This is a genomic window from Streptomyces antnestii, assembly GCF_004005495.1.
GTDB classification, from domain to species: Bacteria; Actinomycetota; Actinomycetes; order Streptomycetales; family Streptomycetaceae; genus Streptomyces; species Streptomyces antnestii.
Genome location: NZ_RZYA01000011.1, coordinates 237,575 through 256,192, shown reverse-complemented (window position 1 = coordinate 256,192; position 18,618 = coordinate 237,575). Strand labels below are relative to the sequence as shown.

The window sequence follows — 18,618 nt, the reverse complement described above, 5'->3', positions numbered from 1 at the left end:
GAACCACCATAGCTGGTTGCGCGCCTATGTGAAGGCATAGTAGAACCGTCGTAGCCGGTTCACGATGGGTCGCGGCCGGCTTGCGACGGCCAGGAGGTCTCATGCCCCGTCCCATCAGCAATGTGCAGGCATTTGAAGCTCACGCAACTGACGCCGACCTCGACGATCTGCGCGCGCGACTGGCCGCGGCGCGGCTACCGGAGGCCGAGACCGTTCATCGCGCCCCACCCGGCCCCCGACGGTGGGAACAAGGCGTTCCGCTCGCCGACCTCGTCGACGTCGTGGACTACTGGCGCACCGGGTACAACTGGCGGGCGTTCGAGGAGCGCCTCAACCAGATCGGCCAGTTCCGCACGACCATTGACGGCCTGGGTATCCACTTTCTGCATCGCCGATCAGCGCGGGCGGACGCTACTCCTCTGCTTCTCACGCATGGCTGGCCGGACAGCATTGCCCGGTTCAGCCACGTCGTCGACGAGTTGGCGGATCCGAAGAATGGGGACGTGCCGGCGTTCCACGTCGTGGTCCCGTCGCTGCCGGGCTTCGGCTACAGCGACAAGCCGGCCACCGTCGGCTGGGGAACCGAAAAGATCGCGGCTACCTGGGTGGAACTGATGGGCAGGCTCGGCTACCGCAGGTTCGCGGCCCACGGCGGCGACTGGGGAGGCAATATCACCACGGTCCTCGCCGGCAGGTTCCCGGCGCATGTCCTCGGCATCCACACCACCTTCGCGGAGGGCCCGCCCGGACTGACGACGGACGGGCTGACGGCGATCGAGCGTCAATGGGTCGAGGAAACCCGCGACTTCTGGCGCCACCACGCGGCTTACGCGAAGCAGCAGGCGACCCGACCGCAGACCATCGGCTACTCGCTCGTCGACTCACCGGTCGGACTTCTCGCTTGGATCCTCGACAAGTTCGCCGAGTGGTCGGATACCGAGGACAGCCCGTTCGAGACCATTTCGAGAGACCGCATTCTCGACAACGTCACCCTGTATTGGCTGACGCGAACCGGCGCGTCAGCCGCCCGCATCTACTACGAGAGCCACAACTCGCTGGACCCTGAACTGAGGGTCGACGTCCCGTCAGCCATCACTGCGTACCCTCGCGACGTCGAGAAGTGCCCGCGCCCCTGGGCGCAGGAGCGCTACCGACAGATCGTCAGGTGGGGCTTGCCCGACAGCGGGGGACACTTTCCGTCGCTGGAGGTTCCCGAGTACTTCGTGAAGGACCTGCAAGAAGGCCTCGCAGCAGTACTCAGCGCCAATCGGTGAACCCGGCTCAGTAACCCACCATTCAATCACCGCCGCATCAGCCTCAAGGCGCCGCCGAGGATTTTCAGCCCGAGCTCCCGCCGTGCGGCAGCCGAGGGCGCCGGCATTCCTTACGTTCCAGGCCGCGCTGACGGCAGCCTGTAGCGGCTCTTTGCGCAGTTCGAGGACCCTCTGTGGGGCCCTTCCTCGGGGGATTCTGGGGAGCAGCTGGGGAGAATTGATGGGCTGGGGAGGGACTGGGGAGTGGGAGGAGTCTCACCTGTTGCCAACCAATAGAACTCAATGGCAAGCAATCCCACCTCTTAACGCCTGGTCAGAACATTGCCGCGGGCGACTCTCCCCCATCGCCCCAGGCGGGCCGACTTGGTTGGCCAGTTCTTCACCGACTACAACCTGTCGGCCGCCGGTTCGGTCCTCGTGGCGCTCCCCACGATCCTGGTGTTCCTGCTCCTGCAGAGGCACTTCATCGCGGGACTCACGCTGGGGTCGAGCAAGGGGTAGTAAGGGATAGCAGGGGAGGGCAGGGTGGCCGCCGGGATCAGTTCCGGGTGTGGGGCCGGCGGGCGGCCTGGCGCAGGGCCTTCTCCACGTCGTGCCGGTTCAGGCCCTGCTCGTGCGCGTACGCCGTGACCGCGGCCTCGACCTTGGCCGCCGCCTCGAACCAGGCCTCCCGTTGCGCCTGACGCTCCGCGTCGTCGAGGTGCTCCAGGGTGCGGCCCTTGTCATCGGCGTCGTGCTGCATGCGAATCAACTCTTCGGGGAGGTCCACGGAGCGGATCCTAAGCGGCCCCCGCGGCTGGTCGACGGATCTCGCGGTGGTGGCGCGGGGCGTACGCGGGCGCGCCCCCCATCAGGCCCTGGTTTCCACCGCACGCTGTTGCGGGCAAGCCTCAGGGGGCCGACGGAGGAGGGGGAACCGTGATCGTCTGGATCAACGGTGCTTTCGGTGCGGGGAAGTCCACCACAGCACGGGAACTGATCGAGCTGATCCCGAACAGCACGCTCTTCGACCCCGAGGTGGTCGGCGGGGAAGTGGCGCGGCTGCTGCCCGCGAAGCATCTCGCCGAGGTGGCCGACATCCAGGACCTGCGGATCTGGCGGCGGCTCGTCGTCGACACGGCCGCCGCCCTGCTCGCCGAGGTGGGCGGCGTCCTCGTCGTCCCCGCGACTCTGCTCAGGCAGGAGTACCGGGACGAGATCTTCGGCGGGCTCGCCGCCCGCAGGATCCCCGTGCTCCATGTGCTCCTCACCCCGGCCGAAACGATCCTGCGCGAGCGGATCGCACGGCGCGAGCCGCCCGACGGCGGGATACGGGAAGGCGCGCTACCCGGCGGCGCGATACCCGACCGCCAGTGGGCCTACGACCACATCGAGGCCTACCGCACGGCGCTCGCCACCTGGCTCACCGCCGACGCCCACCCGGTCGACACCAGCGCGCTCAGCCCGTACGGCGCGGCCGTCCGCATCGCCGACGCCGTGCGGACCGGCGCCGCCGGGGTCTGCGAGATCGTGCAGACGCCCGAGCCCACCGGCGAGACCGTCGCCGCGGGCGTGCTCCTCTTCGACGAGCAGGACCGTGTGCTGCTCGTCGACCCCACCTACAAGGCCGGCTGGGAGTTCCCCGGCGGTGTGGTGGAACCCGGCGAGGCCCCCGCCAGGGCCGGGGTGCGGGAGGTCGCCGAGGAGACCGGGATCCGGCTCGCCGAGGTGCCCGGCCTGCTCGTCGTCGACTGGGAGGCGCCCGCACCACCCGCGTACGGCGGTCTGCGGCTGCTCTTCGACGGCGGGCGCCTCGACAGCGCCGAGGCCGGCCGCGTGCTGCTGCCGGGTCCGGAGCTGCGGGGCTGGCGGTTCGTCACCGAGCAGGAGGCCGCCGGACTCCTGCCACCCGTGCGGTACGAGCGTCTGCGCTGGGCGCTCCGGGCCCGCGAGCGCGGCGCCGCGCTCTACCTGGAGGCAGGGGTACCGGTCGGCTGACGCGGTGGCGAGGACCTGTCCCGGATCAGCCCTTCGAACCACTCCCATCGAATCACCCGAACAGGTCAAGCGCTGTCGCGGTGACCTCGGCATGTCGGGCCTGATGGAGAGAACCCGAAGGGAATGCATATGCCGATACGCGCTGTTGTCACCGGGGGCGCCGGGTTCCTGGGTTCGCACCTGTGTGAGCGGCTCCTCGGTTCCGGATTCGACCACGTCCTGTGCGTGGACAACTTCCTGACCGGCACGGCTCGCAACCTCGACTCGCTCACCGCCCGGGACGGCTTCCGGCTCGCCCGCTACGACATCGCCGAACCCCTCCACGTACCCGGCCCCGTCGACGTGGTCCTGCATCTGGCCAGCCCGGCCTCGCCCGTCGACTATCTGCGCCACCCGTTGGAGACCCTCAGGGCGGGCTCGCTCGGCACCTGGAACGCCCTGGAGCTGGCACGGCGGAAGAGCGCGCGGTTCGTGCTGGCCTCGACATCGGAGTCGTACGGCGATCCGCAGGTGCACCCGCAGCCCGAAACGTACTGGGGGCACGTCAATCCCGTCGGGCCACGCAGCTGCTACGACGAAGCCAAACGGTTCAGCGAGGCACTGACCGCCGCCTACCGCCGCACCGGCAAGGTCAACTCGGGCATCGTCCGCATCTTCAACACCTTCGGCCCCCGGATGCGTGTCCGGGACGGCAGGGTGGTGCCCACGCTGATCCGGCAGGCCCTGGGCCGCGTGCCGATGACCGTCACCGGTGACGGGAAACAGACCCGGTCCCTGTGCTACGTCGACGACTTGGTGGAAGGGATCGTGCGCATGGCCCGGTGCTCCCTCGCGGGCCCGGTGAACCTGGGCAACCCGGAGGAGCGGACCGTGCTCGACCTGGCGCACCGGATCCGGAACCTCACCGGTTCCCCCGCGGAGATCCTTCTCGTGCCCCGGCCGCAGGACGACCCGGAGCGGCGCTGCCCGGACATCACCCTGGCCCGCGCCCAGCTCGGCTGGCGCCCGACGACCCTGCTGGACGAAGGGCTGCGACGGACCATCCATTGGTTCTCGACGGTGCTGGAGCCCAGAGTCACGGAGCTCGTCGCGAACGAGGAAGCCGAGTGAACGGGATAGGGACGTCCGTGATCGGCGCGGGATACTGGGGCACCCAGCTGATCCGGGCCGCCCACTCGGCGCCGCAGCTGCGGCTTCGATGGGTGTGCGATCTGGACCGGGAGCGGGCGGCCGGACAGCTGGGACGGTACTCCATCGTCCGGGTCACCGACTCCCTCGCCCAGGTGCTCGACGACCGGCAGGTCCAGGCGGTCGTGGTGGCGACCCCGGCGGCCACCCATGCGGCGCTGGGGCGGGCCGTCCTGGAGTCCGGCAGACACCTGCTCATGGAGAAACCGCTGTGCACCCGCCGGGACGACGCGCTCGCCCTGGTCCGGCTCGCCGAGACCCAAGGGCTCGTGCTGATGTGCGACCACACCTACTGCTACAGCCCTCCTGTCCGGAAGATCCGCGAGTTGGCCGCGACAGGACAGCTCGGCGACCTCTGTTCCTTCGACTCGGCCCGCCTCAACCACGGTCCCATCCGCACGGACGTGGACGCGGTGTGGGATCTCGCCCCGCACGACCTGTCGATCCTGGACTTCGTCCTGCCACCCGGAATCCGTCCCACCCACGTGAGCGCCTGCGCATCCGACCCGCTCGGCACCGGACGCGCCCACATCGCCTACCTGGCCATCTGGTTGTCCAACGGCGCGCTCGCACACATCCGGCTGAGCTGGCTCGCACCGGTCAAGGTCCGCACCACCTCGATCGGCGGAACCCGCGCCACACTGCTGTGGGACGACCTCGCCGCCCACCACCGGCTGACCCTGCACGACCGCTTCGGAAACGCCGACTCGCCGGCGCTGCCCGGCCAGGAGCCGCTGCAGGCGCTGCTGGCCGAGTTCGCCGGCGCCATCACGGAAGGGCGGGAGCCCCTCACCGACGGCATGTCCGGCGTGCGGGTCCTCGACCTGTTGCACGCCGTCGACCGCAGCCTCGAACAGAGCGGGGCGCCCGTCCTCGCGACGACCCCGGCAGGTGCCCTGTCATGACGCTCTCCCCACCACGCCTCGCCCCGGTGCCGCTGGTCGACCTGGCAGCAGCCCATGCCGAGGTGGCCCAGGAGGTCCAGGCAGGCTTCGCGCGGGTGCTCGCCACCACCCAGTTCATCAAGGGGCCCGATGTCGCCGCCTTCGAGGAGGAGTTCGCCGCGTTCTGCGGGGTGCGCCACTGCGTAGGCACGGCCAGCGGAACCGACGCCGTCGAGCTGGCCCTGCGCGCAGCCGGAGCGGGCCCCGGCGACAGTGTTCTGCTGCCCGCCAACACCTTCATCGCCACCGCCGAGGCCGTGCTGCGGGCCGGAGCCCGGCCGCTGCTCGTGGACGTCGACCCCGAGGGCCTTCTGATGGACCCGGCGCGTGTCCCCGACGCACTCGACGCCGACGGCGGCGGCCGCGGCGTCAAGGTTCTGGTGCCCGTCCACCTGCACGGGCAACTCGCCCCCATGGAGGACCTGTTGGCACTGGCCCGCCGGCACGGCCTGACCGTCGTCGAAGACGCCGCCCAGGCCCACGGAGCTAAGCGGTACGGCCGGCCGGCCGGCGCCTGGGGACGGCTGGCCGCCACGAGCTTCTACCCGGGCAAGAACCTCGGCGCCTACGGGGACGGCGGCGCGGTCCTGACCGACGACGCCGAACTGGCGGACACCGTCCGCCTCCTCGGCGATCACGGCAGTCGCCACAAGTACGTCCACGAGCGCCACGGCTTCAACTCCCGCCTGGACACCCTCCAGGCGGTGGTGTTGAGGGCCAAGCTCACCCGCCTCGCCGACTGGAACGCCCGACGGCATGCGGCGGCCGAGCGGTACGCCGCCCTGCTGGGGGCCATGGACGGTGTGCTGCTCCCGGCCGTCCTGCCGGGCAACCAGCACATCTGGCACGTGTACGCGGTGCGGGTGCCCCACCGGGACGCCGTGCTGGCCCATCTGCAGGGACACGGCATCGGAGCCGGGGTGCACTACCCCGTGCCCGTCCATCTCCAGCCCGCCTTCCGCCCCTTCGGGTACGCCCGCGGAGACTTTCCGGTGGCCGAACGCGCCGCCGAGGAACTCCTCAGCCTTCCCCTCTTCCCTCACATCACCGCCGCGCAGCAGGAGCGCGTCGCCGACACGCTCGCCACGGCGCTGGCGGCGACGCAGTGAAGGAGGGTTCCTCATGGCCCGTACACGGTCCCGGCCACGCATCCATCCCGGCGCGGAAGTGGACGCACGGGCATCAGTGGGCGACGGCACGTCGGTATGGGGCATGGCCCACATCCGGGAGGGCGCCACGGTCGGCCGCGACTGCACCATCGGCCGGGGCGTCTACATCGGTCCGGGCGCGTCCGTCGCGGACGGTTGCAAAGTGCAGAACTACGCGGCGATCTACGAGCCCGCCCGGCTGGAGGAGGGGGCCTTCGTCGGCCCCGCCGTCATCTTCACCAACGACTTCTACCCTCGCGCGGTCAGCCCGGAAGGGGTGCCCAAACGGGCGGGGGACTGGACACCGGTCGGGGTCACCGTCCGCCGCGGCGCCTCCATCGGCGCCCGTTCGGTATGCGTGGCCCCGGTGACCATCGGGCGGTGGGCGCTCGTCGCGGCCGGCTCCGTGGTCACGCGGGACGTCCCGGACTTCGCCCTGGTGGCCGGGGCCCCGGCGCGCCGGCTGAAGTGGGTGGGCCGGGCCGGTGTCCCGCTGGAACCGGCAGGCGAGTACCGGTTCGTGTGCCCACAGACGGGCGAACACTACACAGAGCGGGACGGGACGCTGAGCATGAGTGAGGGGGCGGCCTGACGCCTCGGCGCCGCCGCCTACTCTCCGTCGTAGCCGGCGACCGCCGCGCGCAGGACCGCCGCCGACCCGCCGGTCACGGGGGCGCCGTGGCCGAAGCAGGCCACCTCGGATTCGAGCGCGGCCAGGGTGCGGAAGGAGTCGAGTGCCCGGGCGCGGTCGAGGTTGAGGACGCCCAGCATGACCTGGCCGTCCACCGGGGACGCGGCGACCGCGTCACCCGTGAACAGGACGCCGTGGCACGGAAGATGGAACGCGACACTGCCGTCCGTGTGCCCGGGAGCCGCCACGACGCGGGCGCCGCCGCCGAAGTCGAGCACGTCATCGTCCGTCAACTCCCTTACTTCTTCCGGCAGTACGGGATGCGCCGGCTGGGGTGGCAGCAGCTTCAGGGCCTGCGCGTGCAGCGGCCGCTCCCAGTCCTCGTACACCGGGCCGGGTCCCGGCCGTTCACCGCGCACGAACGGCGCGTCGAGCCCGTGCGCGTACACCGCCGCCCCGCTCAGCGCCGCGAACTCGCCCGCTCCGCCCGCGTGATCCTCATGGAAGTGCGTCAGGACGACCCGGCGCACCTCGCGCGGATCGCGGCCGAGCCCGCGCACGGCGTCGGCGAGTGCCTGCCCGGCGCCCGCGGCACCCGCGTCCACCAGGGTCAACTCGTCCCCGTCGTCCCAGAGACAGGCCTGACCCACCGGAAAGCGGAACAGGTGCAGACGCGGGACGACCTTGATCACCTCGGTGATGCCGTAGACACTCATGGCTCGACCATAAGGACGGGCGGCGGGCCGGGGCGAGACGCCTACGCCCCGGGCAGAAGGGTTCTGCCCGGGGCGTGGGCGACGCTCGCTACGCGTCTCAGATCGCGGCGTACTTCTGCAGGAACAGCGCCTCGGCGACCGAGAGGCGCTCCAGCTCCTCGGGCGACACGCTCTCGTTCACCGCGTGGATCTGCGCCTCGGGCTCGCTCAGGCCGATCAGCAGGATCTCCGCCTCCGGGTACAGGGACGCGAGCGTGTTGCACAGCGGGATCGAGCCGCCCTGGCCCGCGTACTGCATCTCTTGGCCGTCGTACGCGAGGCTCATCGCCTCGGTCATCGCCGCGTACGCCGGGCTCTCCGTGTTCGCGCGGAACGCCTGGCCCTGGCCGATCTGCTCGACCTGGACGCGGGCGCCCCACGGGGTGTGCGACTCGATGTGCGCGACGAGGAGCTTGGTGGCCTCCACGGCGTCCGTGCCCGGCGGCACGCGCAGGCTGATCAGGGCGCGTGCCCCGGCCTGCACGGACGGCGTCGCGCCGACGACCGGCGGGCAGTCGATGCCGAGGACGGTGACGGCGGGCCGTGCCCAGATGCGGTCGGCGACCGTGCCCGAACCGATCAGCTCGACACCGTCGATGACCTTGGCGTCCTCGCGGAACTGGCCCTCGTCGTACTGGAGACCGTCCCACACCGCGTCGCCCGCGAGCCCGTCGACCGTCGTCGAGCCGTCCTCCGCGCGCAGCGAGTCGAGGACCCGCACGAGCGCCGCGAGCGCGTCCGGGGCCGCGCCGCCGAACTGGCCCGAGTGCAGATTGCCCCCGAGCGTGTCGACCTGGACGCGGACGAGCGTCATGCCGCGCAGCGTCGAGGTCGCGGTCGGCAGGCCGACCCGGAAGTTGCCCGCGTCACCGATGACGATCGTGTCGGCCTTCAGGAGCTCCGGGTGCTGCTCGGCGTACCGCTCCAGACCGCCCGTGCCCTGCTCCTCGGAACCCTCGGCGATCACCTTGACGCTCACCGGGACACCGCCGTCGGCCTTCAGCGCCCGCACCGCGAGCAGGTGCATCAGGACGCCGCCCTTGCAGTCGGCGGCGCCGCGCCCGTACCAGCGGCCGTCCTCGCGCTCCGTCAGCTCGAACGGCGGCGTGACCCAGGCCGACTCGTCGAGCGGCGGCTGCACGTCGTAGTGCGCGTAGAGCAGGACGGTCGGGGCGCCCTCGGGGCCGGGCAGGAACCCGTACACCGACTGCGTCCCGTCCGGGGTGTCGAGCAGCGCGACGTCCTGGAAGCCCTCGGCGCGCAGCGCGTCGGCCACCCAGTTCGCGGCGCCCTCGCTCTCGCTCTTCGGGAACTGGTCGAAGTCCGCCACCGATTTGAACGCCACCAGTTCGGCGAGCTCGGTCCGGGCCCCGGGCATGAGTGAGGCGACGGTCTCGGCGATCGGATTCGGCGACATGGGCACGCTCCTCGTAGGTGCGACGTGGTGCTGATACGTGTGTGTACGTGGTGTGTACGTACGCGGCTGCCGATCCTGCCACAGGGGTCCGGGGAGGCACCGCCGTAGGATGCCTGGGAAAGGTGCGGCAGGCGGCTGGATCGGGAGCAGTAGACCATCGTGAGCAGCGACAACTCGGCGGGCGGCAAGGGTACGGGCGAGCACACGGCGGACGCCGGCGACGGCGGGCGGGTGTGGGACGTCGTCGTGGTGGGCGCCGGCCCCGCGGGCGCCTCGGCCGCCTACGCGGCGGCGGTCGCGGGACGCAGCGTCCTCCTCGTGGAGAAGGCCGAACTGCCCCGGTACAAGACGTGCGGCGGCGGCATCATCGGACCGTCGCGCGACTCGCTGCCCCCGGGCTTCGAACTGCCGTTGCGCGACCGCATCGACGCGGTGACGTTCTCCCTCGACGGGAAGTTCACCCGCACCCGGCGCTCCCGCCGCACCCTCTTCGGCCTGGTGAACCGCGCCGAGTTCGACCAGCGGCTCGTCGAGCACGCCCAGAAGGCCGGCGCCGAACTGCGCACCGGGACGTCGGTCTCGCGTGTGGAGCAGCACGGCTCGGCCGTGCCCGACCGGCGCACCGTCGCCGTGATCCTCCAGGACGGCGAGACGATCCTCGCGCGCGCCGTCGTCGGCGCGGACGGCAGCGCCAGCCGCATAGGGGCCCATGTCGGGGTGAAGCTCGACCAGGTCGACCTCGGCCTGGAGGCGGAGATCCCCGTGCCCGAGACCGTCGCCGAGGACTGGAAGGGCCGCGTCCTCATCGACTGGGGCCCGATGCCGGGGAGTTACGGCTGGGTCTTCCCCAAGGGGGACACCCTGACCGTCGGCGTGATCTCCGCGCGGGGCGAGGGAGCCGCCACCAAGCGGTACTTGGAGGACTTCATCGGCCGGCTCGGCCTCGCCGGCTTCGAACCGTCCATCTCCTCCGGCCATCTGACGCGCTGCCGCGCCGCCGACTCGCCGCTGTCGCGCGGCCGCGTCCTGGTCTGCGGTGACGCGGCGGGCCTGCTCGAACCGTGGACCCGCGAGGGCATCTCGTTCGCGCTGCGGTCCGGCCGGCTCGCGGGGGAGTGGGCGGTGCGCGTCTCCGAGGCGCACGACGCGGTGGACGCGCGCCGGCAGGCGCTGAACTACGCGTTCGCCGTCAAGGCGGGGCTCGGGGTCGAGATGAGCGTCGGCCGGCGGATGCTGACGGTCTTCGAGCGCAGGCCCGGCATGATGCACGCGGCGATCACCGGGTTCCGGCCGGCGTGGAAGGCGTTCGCCCGCATCACGCGCGGGTCGACGTCCCTGGCGGAGATCGTCAGGACGCATCCGGTCGCGGGCCGCGTCCTGAGCCGCCTGGACGGGCCGGCGACCGAGGCCGCGTCCGAGGCGGCGTCCCCGGCCGTGCCGTCGGACGACGACGCCGCGGACGCTACTTCTCGACCGTGATCCGGAAGACCGGGTGGTCCGGCGCGGCCGCGGTGAGCTCGGCCTCGGTCGACGCGGCGGTCACGCCCTTGAAGTACCCGTTGACCTGCCAGCCCCACTTCTCCAGGTAGCTGCGCAGGATCGCCGGCTTCTCGCTGTCGGGCACCTCCGTCGCGGTGAACGTACGCACCTTGCGCCCGACCCGCAGCTCTCCGCCCTGCGCGACCCGCATGTTGAGCACCCACTGGGAGTGCCCGCGCGCCGAGACGATGTACTGCGCGTTCCCGTGCGTGTGCGGGTTGACCGGGATGCGCTGCAGCTGGCCGCTCTTGCGACCGCGTACGGAGAGCTCGGCGGACCCCGCCAGGCTGAGGCCGTGCCGCGCGAGCCAGCCGATCACGCCGTTGAGCCGCACCCCGAGAGGGCTGGCCTTGAGGTAGTAGGGGGTGGGGGAGCCGGACGATGCGGGCGAGGTGTTCGCGGTCATGGCGTTCTCCCGAGTGTGTGCGGGCGGCGGCGGGGTGGGCCGGCCGCCGGAGCGTTTTCGAGAGCAGTGCTCTCGCTTGAGATCAGTGTGCACGGGATCGGTGATCCAAGGCAAGAGCAGTGCTCTCTAATTTGTGCACCGATCTGGAGCGCGCGCACCGATCCGAAACATGCGCAGCGATCTAGAACGCGTGCGCCGCTCCGGAACGTGTGCACTGCTCCCGAAGCGTGGGACACTGCCCGTATGAGCACCACACGAGGAGCCAGGGCCAGGGCGAGGGAAGAAGTCACCGCCGCCATCAAGGACGAAGCCCGCAGACAGCTCGCGGCCGAGGGTGCCGCGAAGCTGTCCCTGCGCGCCGTCGCCCGCGAGCTGGGCATGGTCTCCTCGGCGCTCTACCGCTACTTCCCCAGCCGCGACGACCTGCTCACCGCGCTGATCATCGACGCGTACGACTCCATCGGCGAGGCCGCCGAGCGGGCCGACGCGGCCCTCCTCAAGAAGGGCGACGGCGTCGCGCCCGTGCGCCGCTGGGTCGCCGTCGGCGAGGCCGTGCGGGCCTGGGCCCTCGCCCACCCGCACGAGTACGCGCTCATCTACGGATCGCCCGTGCCCGGGTACACCGCGCCGATGACGACCGTCCCGGCCGCGTCGCGCGTCGGGCTGCTGTTCATCGGCATCGTCCGTGACGCGCACCAGGGTCGGGGTGTGGCGGAGCCGCCGCTGTCCGTCGAGCTGCGTCCCGAGGCCGAGCGGCTCGCCGCCGAACTGGCGCCCGATCTGCCGCCGGCGGTCGTGGCCGCGCTCGTCGCCGCCTGGGCGCAGCTGTTCGGCCTGATCGGGTTCGAGCTGTTCGGCCAGTTCAACCGGGTCGTGGAGGATCGCGCCGCGTTCTTCTCGCACGCCGCGACGCAGCTCGCGCACGGCGTGGGCCTGGTACTGCCCCGCGCGTGACGGGTTGGCGAGCTCCCGGGCGTGACGGGCGAGCCCCCACACGACGCCGCCGCACTCGCACCGTCACGCGTACTCCGCGGGGAGTACGCGTCATCACCACGCCCGGCTGACGCCCGGAGCCGCGTCCGGCGTCTAGCGTTGCCGTCATGGACGAGCAGCGCGTACGCGGTCGCGGCGGACCGCCCCGGACCTGGGGTGGCCCGCCGTACCTCAGGCGTCAGGGCCCGCCCTGGTGGGGCGGCCCGGGACGCCGGCCGCGGTGGCCCTGGCGGTCCACGGTCCTGATCACCGCGTTCGTCCTCGCCGGGTCGACGTTCGCGGCGCACGCCCAGACCGGGCGCGCGCAGCTCGACGTGTTCGCGCGGGTGCTGCTGCTCGCGGGCGGCGTCCTGCTGCTGTGGCGTCAGCGGTATCCGGTCCTCGTCGCCTTCGGCACGGCGGCGTGCGCGACGGTCTATCTCGGCGCGGGATACCCGTACGGGCCGGTCTTCCTCACCGTGGCCGTGGGCTGCTACTCCGCGGTCGTGGCCGGACACCGGAGGGCCGCGTGGGCGGCGGTCGGCATGTTCTGGGTGGGCCATGTCCTCGTGTCGCACTGGCTGTACGCGTATCTGCCGCCGTCGGGGGACCACGCCGCATCCTGGGGGCAGGAGGGTGTCATCGCCGCGTGGGTCGTGGCGATCGTGGCGTTCGCCGAGCTGGTCAAGGTGCGCCGTGAGCAGTGGGCGAAGGAGCATGCGGAGCGCGAGAAGGCCGCGGAGCGGCGGGCCGACGAGGAGCGCCTGCGGATCGCGCGGGAACTGCACGACGTCCTCGCGCACTCCATCTCGGTCATCAACGTCCAGGCGGGCGTGGGCCTCGCCCTGCTCGACTCCGACCCCGAGCAGGCCCGTACCGCCCTCACCACCATCAAGGCCGCGAGCAAGGAGGCACTCGGGGAGGTCCGCCAGGTCCTCGACACCCTCCGGACGCCGGGCGACGCCCCGCGCGCCCCGGCCCCCGGCCTCGACCGGCTCCCGGAACTGGTCGAGCAGGCCGCGAGCGCGGGCCTGACCGTCGACGTCACCACGGAGGGCGGCCGGGTCGCGCTGCCGCCCGGCGCCGACCTCGCCGCGTTCCGCATCGTGCAGGAGGCGCTCACCAACGTCGTACGGCATTCGGAGTCGCGTCACGCGCGCGTGGAGGTGCGGTACAGCCCGGCCGTGCTGTCGCTGCGCATCGACGACGACGGGCCGGCGACTCACGAGGCAGCCGGCGGCAGTGGGAACGGGCTTGCGGGAATGCGGGAGCGGGCCGCGGCCCTGGGTGGCACGATCGAGGCGGGCCCGCGCCCGGACGGCGGCTTCCGGGTGCTCGCCGAACTCCCGCTGACGCCGACGGAGGAGAACCGTTGATCCGCGTACTGCTCGCCGACGACCAGTCGCTCGTCCGCGCCGGATTCCGGGCGCTGCTCGACGCACAGAGCGACATCGAGGTCGCGGGGGAGGCGTCCGACGGCGGCGAGGCGGTGCGGCTCGTCCGCGAACTGCGGCCCGACGTCGTCCTGATGGACATCCGCATGCCGGTCCTCGACGGCCTCGCCGCGACCCGGAGCATCAGCGAGGACACCGCCCTCGAGACGGTGAAGGTCGTCATGCTGACCACCTTCGAGCTGGACGAGTACGTCTTCGAGGCGATCCGCTCCGGAGCCTCCGGGTTCCTCGTCAAGGACACCGAGCCCGAGGAACTGCTGCGCGCCGTACGGGCGGTGGTGCACGGCGACGCGCTGCTCTCGCCGGGGGTGACGCGCCGGCTGATCTCCGAGTTCGCGGCCCGATCCAAGGAGCCCGCGGCAGCCGCGTCCCTCGCGCGGCTCACCGAGCGGGAACGTGAGGTGATGGCGCTGGTCGGCATCGGCCTCTCGAACGAGGAGATCGCGCGCCGCCTCGTCGTCAGCCCGCTCACCGCGAAGACACATGTGAGCCGCACGATGGTGAAGCTGGGTGCGCGCGACCGGGCCCAACTGGTCGTGCTCGCCTATGAGTCGGGCCTGGTGCGGCCGGGCTGGCTCGGCTGAGCGGACGCGGGACACGGGACACGGGTGGCCCGGCGGGCAGGGGACTGCCGGCCGGGCGCACCCGTGTGGATCGCACCGTGTGGATCGTTTTCAGGACCTGTGGGTCAGTCGCGGACGGCGACGCGTTCTGCGAGTACGGGATCGGCCTCCTCCCGTACCGACTCCTCCTGGACCGATTTCGCGATCAGGACGCTGGTCTGTGGGCGCCGCGTCCGCAGCCCGGTGAGGGTGATCAGCAGGCCCACCAGGGCGATCGCGGTGACGACGACGAGACCGGGCCGGAAGCTGTCGAGGACGGCCTGCGGGGACGAGCCCTCGCCGGCGTTCGCGGTGACCACGGCCGTCACGACGGCGAGGAAGAGCGCGCCGCCGACCTGCACGGACGTGTTGAGCAGGCCCGAGACCATGCCCTGCTCGTCGTCGTGGACGCCGTTCGTGGCCTGGATGTTGAGCGAGGGGAACACCAGGGCGCAGGCGGCGCCGATCAGGAGCATCGTCGGCAGGATGACGGACGCGTAGACCGGGGCGAGGTTGATGCGCAGGAACAGCGCGTAGCCGATCACCATGAAGGTGAAGCCCACCGCGATGACGCGCGGCGTGCCGAACCGGTCCACGATGTTGCCGACCTTGGTGGAGCTGAGCGCCACGAGGGCGCCGGCCGGCAGGAACGCGAGGGCGGTGTGCAGCGCGGACCAGCCGAGCAGGGACTGCATGTAGAGGGTGACCAGGAACTGGAAGCCCACGTACGAGCCGAAGAACGCCATCGCGCCGAGCTGTGCCCTGATCTGTGAGCCGGAGCGCAGGACGCCGAGCCGGATCAGCGGGCCCGCCGAGCGGCGTTCGATGGTGACGAAGACCGCGAGCAGGACGGCGACGGCCGCGAAGGAGAGCAGCGTGCGGGCCGAGGCCCAGCCCGCCTCCGCGGCCTGGACGACGGTGAACACGAGGAGCAGCATCGACGCGGTGCCGGTGATGGCGCCGGGGATGTCGTAGCCGCGGTGGTTCTTCTCGCGTTCGCTGTGCGGGATGAGCTTGATGCCGACGAGCAGCGCGAGTACGGCGATGGGCGCGGGCAGCAGCATGGTCAGGCGCCAGCTGGCCTCGGTGAGGAGGCCCGACAGGACGAGGCCCATGGAGAAGCCGGTGGCGGCGCAGGTCGTGTAGATGGAGAGCGCGCGGTTGCGGACCGGGCCCTCGGCGAAGGTCGTGGTGATGATGGACAGGCCGGCGGGTGCGGTGAACGCGGCGCTGAGGCCCTTGATGAAGCGGCTCGCGATGAGCAGCGGCCCGGAGTCGACGAGTCCGCCGAGCAGGGACGCGAGAGCGAAGACGCCGAGGGCGATCAGGAACACCCGGCGCCGGCCGAGCAGGTCGGCCGCGCGTCCGCCGAGCAGCAGCAGGCCGCCGTAGCCGAGGATGTAGCCGCTGACGATCCATTGCAGCGTCGAGGTCGTCAGGTGGAGTTCCGAACCGATGGACGGCAGGGCGACGCCGACCATCGACACGTCGAGCGCGTCGAGGAACATCGCGGCGCAGAGCACGAGCAGGGTGCCCCACAGACGGGGGGACCAACGCTCCTGGGACGCAGGAGTGGTGGCGAGCGGAGAGGTCATGCGGAGCACGCTACATGCATATGCATTGACTGCAAGTGCATTTAATTCCGATGCAACAAAGTCTGTCTTTTCTGCTACGGTGCGGTTATGACGGCGAAAAAGGCTGGTCCCGGCCTCGTGGATCAGTGGCGGGACATCCTCGCGGTGCACGCGCGCACGATGTGCGAGCTCGACCGTGAGCTGCACCAGCACGGCCTGGGCGCCAGCGACTTCGAGGTGCTCGACGTCCTGGCCGAGGGCTCGGCGGAGGACGGCAGCTGCTCGTACCGCGTGCAGGAGATCGCCTCGCAGGTCCATCTCAGCCAGAGCGCTCTGTCGCGCCTGATCGGCCGCCTGGAGAAGGACGGCCTCCTGGAGCGCGGGATGTGCGCCGAGGACCGTCGCGGCGTACGGGTCTCGCTCACGCAGAAGGGTCGCGAACTGCACGCGGAGGTCCGTCCGCTGCAGCGCGCGATCCTCGGCCGGATGCTCGCGGGCGGCGCCGAAGGCTGACGCGTTCGCGGCTCCGCGGGCCTCAGCTCCAGGTGATCCCCGACCGATCCCGCCACAGCGCGGCCAGCGACGCGTCCCCCGTCAGGCTCGGGAACGGCAGCCGGTTCCACAGCGACAGATAGAGCCGCGCCGCGGGCCCCGACAGCTCACAGTCGGCCTCACCTGCGCCCTCCCGCTCCGTGACCGTCGGTTCCTGCGAGATCCGTACGGTCCACGTCCGGCCGGCGTCGGTGGCCCGTACGCGCAGGAGCCGCGGAACGTCCGAGCGGACCTTGCTCCTGCCGCGCGCGTGGAAGCCGAGCAGCAGTTCCTCGATCCCGTCGACCGCGAGTTCCGTGGGGATCACGCCGGGCGTCGCGGGCAGCGCGGACTCGGCGTCCACCCGGTGGATCGTCGTCTCGTGCGCCTGCCGCCGCGCCCAGAACGCCAGCGGCGACGGCGCGGGCAGGAACGTCCAGCACTCCATGTCGGGCCGGGCGCCGGCCAGCGTCTCGACGAGCCGTTCGTGGCCCTCGCGGAACCAGGTGACCAGCTCCGCGCCGTCCAGTTCCGTCGGCTCCTCGGCGGGGTGGTACGACGTGCGCCCCTCGGCGACGAAGGCGGTCGCCCAGCGATGCACCATGGTCACGTGCCGCAGCAGGTCGCGTACGTGCCAGCCCGGGCAGGTCGGCACCTTGGCGTCGGTCCCGGCCGCCTCGGCGGCGCGGGCGAGGAGGCGGCCCTCCTCGGCGATCGTCTTGATGTGTTCCGCGGTCTCCATGGCGGGAGTCTGCCCGACGCGGCCCGCCTGTGACCCGGTCTTGCGGATGGTCGTGGAGCGCGCGGTCAGGTGACGGCCGAGCGCCGGGTGGCGAACCCGATCAGCGCCGCGACGCCCGCCAGTACGGCCACGCTGGTCAGCGCGACCGGAAGCGAGAACCAGTCCGCCATGAAGCCGATCATCGGCGGTCCGAGCAGCATGCCGCCGTAACCGAGCGTGGAAACGGCGGCGACCCCGGTGGGTCCTGCCAGTGCCCCGGCCCGTTCGACCGCCACCGGGAAGATGTTGGCGAGGCCGAGCCCTGTCACGGCGAAGCCGAGGAGCGCCGCCCACGCGGTGGGGGCCAGTGAGCCGAGCAGCATGCCGGCCGCTCCGGTGGCCCCGCCGAACACCAACGTACGGGTACGGCCCAGGCGTTCGAGCAGCGTCGTCCCGCTGATCCGGCCGATGGTCATGGCCAGGGCGAAGCACGAGTAGCCGGCGGCGGCCAGGCCCGGACGCGCGTGCAGGTCCTCCTTCAGGTGCAGCGCGCCCCAGTCGGCGAGGGCGCCCTCGCCGTAGGCGGTGCACAGGGCGATGAGCCCGAACACGAAGACGAGCCGGCGGAGCCCGCGTACGCGCCCGGGTCCGGCCGGCGCCTCGGTCGCCGTCTCCGGCCCGCCCCGCGCGGGACCGTGGTCCGCGCCGGCCGTGGGGCGTCCGTGGTCCGCGTCGGCCGTGGGGCGACCGCGTTCCGCGTCGGCCGTCGGGGCCTCGTGGCGCAGGAGTGCGGGGCCCGCGGCGGCCGTGACGAGCAGGCCGACGAGGGTGAGAGCGAGCAGGTGCCGGGTGGGGGAGAGGTGGCCCGCGACCAGGCCACCGAGACCGGCGCCCAGCATGCCGCCGAGGCTGAACGCGGCATGGAAACTCGGCATGACGGGGCGGCGCAGGGCGGCGACCAGGTCGACGGCGGCGCTGTTCATCGCCACATTGATCCCGCCGTACGCGGCGCCGAACACGAGCAGGACGAGGCCGAGGGTGAGCGCCGAGTGGGTCAGCGGGGGCAGCGCGACGCTCAGGGCCATGAGCACACCGCCCGCCACGGTCACCGGATGACTGCCGAAGCGGCGGCACAGGCGCCCCGTGAGCATCATCGTGATCACGGCGCCCGCCGAGACGCCGAGGAGCGCGAGGCCGAGCGTGCTCGCGGAGGCGCCGGTCTGTTCCTTCACGGCGGGGATGCGCACGACCCATCCCGCGAAGATGAAGCCGTCGAGCGCGAAGAAGACGGTGAGGGCGATACGGAGGCGGGTGAGGGGCGAGGTCCGCGGGCCGTCGTCCTTGACGGTCCCTAGTTTGTTTAGTGTCGGCACAAAGTCAGGATAGAGGGCAGCCCGGGTGTAGGGGAACGGCCTCGGCCGGGGCGACAGCTAGGGCGTGTCCGGCGGATCATGGCCGGGGTCGCGACGCTGATCCGCAGGACAC

At 71.8% G+C, this 18,618-nt stretch carries 18 protein-coding genes and 1 pseudogene; 12 read left to right on the top strand and 7 right to left on the bottom strand.

Annotated elements, in window-relative coordinates; translation table 11 throughout:
• Positions 1-101: 101 nt before the first annotated feature.
• Positions 102-1,274 carry an epoxide hydrolase family protein gene (locus tag EOT10_RS23635; protein WP_127830290.1) on the top strand — a complete coding sequence of 391 codons (1,173 nt, stop codon included), beginning with the start codon at positions 102-104 and terminating at the stop codon, positions 1,272-1,274.
• Positions 1,275-1,637: 363 nt separating this feature from the next.
• A pseudogene (locus EOT10_RS23630) lies at positions 1,638-1,775 on the top strand (carbohydrate ABC transporter permease); the annotation flags it as partial.
• Between the two features lie 37 nt (positions 1,776-1,812).
• Here EOT10_RS23630 and EOT10_RS23625 read toward each other — a convergent pair.
• The gene (locus EOT10_RS23625) at positions 1,813-2,043 is read right to left on the bottom strand and encodes a hypothetical protein (protein WP_127830289.1); all 231 of its coding nucleotides are present in this window, start codon (positions 2,041-2,043) and stop codon (positions 1,813-1,815) included.
• A gap of 149 nt (positions 2,044-2,192) precedes the next feature.
• On the opposite strand from EOT10_RS23625, the gene EOT10_RS23620 reads away from it, so the two are divergent.
• From EOT10_RS23620 to EOT10_RS23600, 5 genes are all read left to right on the top strand, one after another.
• On the top strand, positions 2,193-3,251 hold the full coding sequence (locus EOT10_RS23620; RefSeq protein ID WP_127830288.1) for an NUDIX hydrolase: 1,059 nt from the start codon (positions 2,193-2,195) through the stop codon (positions 3,249-3,251).
• A gap of 129 nt (positions 3,252-3,380) precedes the next feature.
• Positions 3,381-4,361, top strand: coding sequence for a UDP-glucuronic acid decarboxylase family protein (locus EOT10_RS23615; RefSeq protein ID WP_127830287.1), 981 nt, complete (start codon positions 3,381-3,383; stop codon positions 4,359-4,361).
• Entirely contained in the window at positions 4,358-5,344 is a 987-nt protein-coding gene (locus tag EOT10_RS23610; RefSeq protein ID WP_189491978.1) for a Gfo/Idh/MocA family protein, read from the top strand. The genes EOT10_RS23615 and EOT10_RS23610 overlap by 4 nt, the downstream gene beginning before the upstream one ends.
• Positions 5,341-6,492 (top strand): DegT/DnrJ/EryC1/StrS family aminotransferase, encoded by a 1,152-nt coding sequence (locus tag EOT10_RS23605; protein WP_127830286.1) that lies wholly within the window; start codon positions 5,341-5,343, stop codon positions 6,490-6,492. Before EOT10_RS23610 ends, EOT10_RS23605 begins: the two co-directional genes overlap by 4 nt.
• A 13-nt stretch (positions 6,493-6,505) precedes the next feature.
• Complete coding sequence (locus EOT10_RS23600) at positions 6,506-7,123, top strand: acyltransferase (protein WP_127830285.1); 618 nt, start codon at positions 6,506-6,508, stop codon at positions 7,121-7,123.
• A gap of 17 nt (positions 7,124-7,140) precedes the next feature.
• Here the strand turns inward: EOT10_RS23600 and EOT10_RS23595 are convergent, their stop codons facing one another.
• Together EOT10_RS23595 and EOT10_RS23590 are read right to left on the bottom strand one after the other, a co-directional pair.
• Positions 7,141-7,878: an MBL fold metallo-hydrolase gene (locus tag EOT10_RS23595; RefSeq protein ID WP_127830284.1), complete on the bottom strand. Its 738-nt coding sequence runs from the start codon at positions 7,876-7,878 to the stop codon at positions 7,141-7,143.
• Positions 7,879-7,975: 97 nt separating this feature from the next.
• Positions 7,976-9,334 (bottom strand): dipeptidase, encoded by a 1,359-nt coding sequence (locus EOT10_RS23590; protein WP_127830283.1) that lies wholly within the window; start codon positions 9,332-9,334, stop codon positions 7,976-7,978.
• Positions 9,335-9,493: 159 nt separating this feature from the next.
• Here EOT10_RS23590 and EOT10_RS23585 point away from each other — a divergent pair, with 159 nt between their 5' ends.
• The gene (locus EOT10_RS23585; protein WP_127830282.1) at positions 9,494-10,813 is read left to right on the top strand and encodes a geranylgeranyl reductase family protein; all 1,320 of its coding nucleotides are present in this window, start codon (positions 9,494-9,496) and stop codon (positions 10,811-10,813) included.
• Here EOT10_RS23585 and EOT10_RS23580 read toward each other — a convergent pair.
• Complete coding sequence (locus EOT10_RS23580) at positions 10,797-11,279, bottom strand: nitroreductase family deazaflavin-dependent oxidoreductase (protein WP_127830281.1); 483 nt, start codon at positions 11,277-11,279, stop codon at positions 10,797-10,799. The two genes, EOT10_RS23585 and EOT10_RS23580, sit on opposite strands and share 17 nt — an antisense overlap.
• Before the next feature lie 243 nt (positions 11,280-11,522).
• Between EOT10_RS23580 and EOT10_RS23575 the strand changes: the two genes are divergently transcribed.
• From EOT10_RS23575 to EOT10_RS23565, 3 genes are all read left to right on the top strand, one after another.
• Positions 11,523-12,233 (top strand): TetR/AcrR family transcriptional regulator, encoded by a 711-nt coding sequence (locus EOT10_RS23575; RefSeq protein WP_127830280.1) that lies wholly within the window; start codon positions 11,523-11,525, stop codon positions 12,231-12,233.
• A gap of 146 nt (positions 12,234-12,379) precedes the next feature.
• Positions 12,380-13,627 carry a sensor histidine kinase gene (locus EOT10_RS23570; RefSeq protein WP_127830279.1) on the top strand — a complete coding sequence of 416 codons (1,248 nt, stop codon included), beginning with the start codon at positions 12,380-12,382 and terminating at the stop codon, positions 13,625-13,627.
• Positions 13,624-14,289 carry a response regulator gene (locus EOT10_RS23565; RefSeq protein ID WP_127830278.1) on the top strand — a complete coding sequence of 222 codons (666 nt, stop codon included), beginning with the start codon at positions 13,624-13,626 and terminating at the stop codon, positions 14,287-14,289. The genes EOT10_RS23570 and EOT10_RS23565 overlap by 4 nt, the downstream gene beginning before the upstream one ends.
• Before the next feature lie 104 nt (positions 14,290-14,393).
• On the opposite strand, the gene EOT10_RS23560 is transcribed toward EOT10_RS23565, so the two are convergent.
• The gene (locus EOT10_RS23560) at positions 14,394-15,902 is read right to left on the bottom strand and encodes an MFS transporter (protein ID WP_127830277.1); all 1,509 of its coding nucleotides are present in this window, start codon (positions 15,900-15,902) and stop codon (positions 14,394-14,396) included.
• Positions 15,903-15,989: 87 nt separating this feature from the next.
• Between EOT10_RS23560 and EOT10_RS23555 the strand changes: the two genes are divergently transcribed.
• Positions 15,990-16,394: a MarR family winged helix-turn-helix transcriptional regulator gene (locus tag EOT10_RS23555; RefSeq protein ID WP_127830276.1), complete on the top strand. Its 405-nt coding sequence runs from the start codon at positions 15,990-15,992 to the stop codon at positions 16,392-16,394.
• A 22-nt stretch (positions 16,395-16,416) separates the two neighbouring features.
• Here EOT10_RS23555 and EOT10_RS23550 read toward each other — a convergent pair whose 3' ends face one another.
• A complete protein-coding gene (locus EOT10_RS23550) occupies positions 16,417-17,154 on the bottom strand; it encodes a maleylpyruvate isomerase family mycothiol-dependent enzyme (protein WP_127830275.1) in 738 nt (245 codons plus the stop codon).
• A gap of 65 nt (positions 17,155-17,219) precedes the next feature.
• Positions 17,220-18,506, bottom strand: coding sequence for an MFS transporter (locus EOT10_RS23545; RefSeq protein WP_127830274.1), 1,287 nt, complete (start codon positions 18,504-18,506; stop codon positions 17,220-17,222).
• Between the last annotated feature and the right edge of the window lie 112 nt (positions 18,507-18,618).

What these genes read in the sequence shown, in the direction of transcription:
- EOT10_RS23635 (WP_127830290.1), top strand. Translation starts at nt 102, where the DNA reads ATGCCCCGTCCCATCAGCAATGTGCAGGCATTTGAAGCTCACGCAACT.
- EOT10_RS23615 (WP_127830287.1), top strand. Translation starts at nt 3,381, where the DNA reads ATGCCGATACGCGCTGTTGTCACCGGGGGCGCCGGGTTCCTGGGTTCG.
- EOT10_RS23605 (WP_127830286.1), top strand. Translation starts at nt 5,341, where the DNA reads ATGACGCTCTCCCCACCACGCCTCGCCCCGGTGCCGCTGGTCGACCTG.
- EOT10_RS23600 (WP_127830285.1), top strand. Translation starts at nt 6,506, where the DNA reads ATGGCCCGTACACGGTCCCGGCCACGCATCCATCCCGGCGCGGAAGTG.
- EOT10_RS23595 (WP_127830284.1), bottom strand. Translation starts at nt 7,878, where the DNA reads ATGAGTGTCTACGGCATCACCGAGGTGATCAAGGTCGTCCCGCGTCTG.
- EOT10_RS23590 (WP_127830283.1), bottom strand. Translation starts at nt 9,334, where the DNA reads ATGTCGCCGAATCCGATCGCCGAGACCGTCGCCTCACTCATGCCCGGG.
- EOT10_RS23580 (WP_127830281.1), bottom strand. Translation starts at nt 11,279, where the DNA reads ATGACCGCGAACACCTCGCCCGCATCGTCCGGCTCCCCCACCCCCTAC.
- EOT10_RS23575 (WP_127830280.1), top strand. Translation starts at nt 11,523, where the DNA reads ATGAGCACCACACGAGGAGCCAGGGCCAGGGCGAGGGAAGAAGTCACC.
- EOT10_RS23570 (WP_127830279.1), top strand. Translation starts at nt 12,380, where the DNA reads ATGGACGAGCAGCGCGTACGCGGTCGCGGCGGACCGCCCCGGACCTGG.
- EOT10_RS23560 (WP_127830277.1), bottom strand. Translation starts at nt 15,902, where the DNA reads ATGACCTCTCCGCTCGCCACCACTCCTGCGTCCCAGGAGCGTTGGTCC.
- EOT10_RS23555 (WP_127830276.1), top strand. Translation starts at nt 15,990, where the DNA reads ATGACGGCGAAAAAGGCTGGTCCCGGCCTCGTGGATCAGTGGCGGGAC.
- EOT10_RS23550 (WP_127830275.1), bottom strand. Translation starts at nt 17,154, where the DNA reads ATGGAGACCGCGGAACACATCAAGACGATCGCCGAGGAGGGCCGCCTC.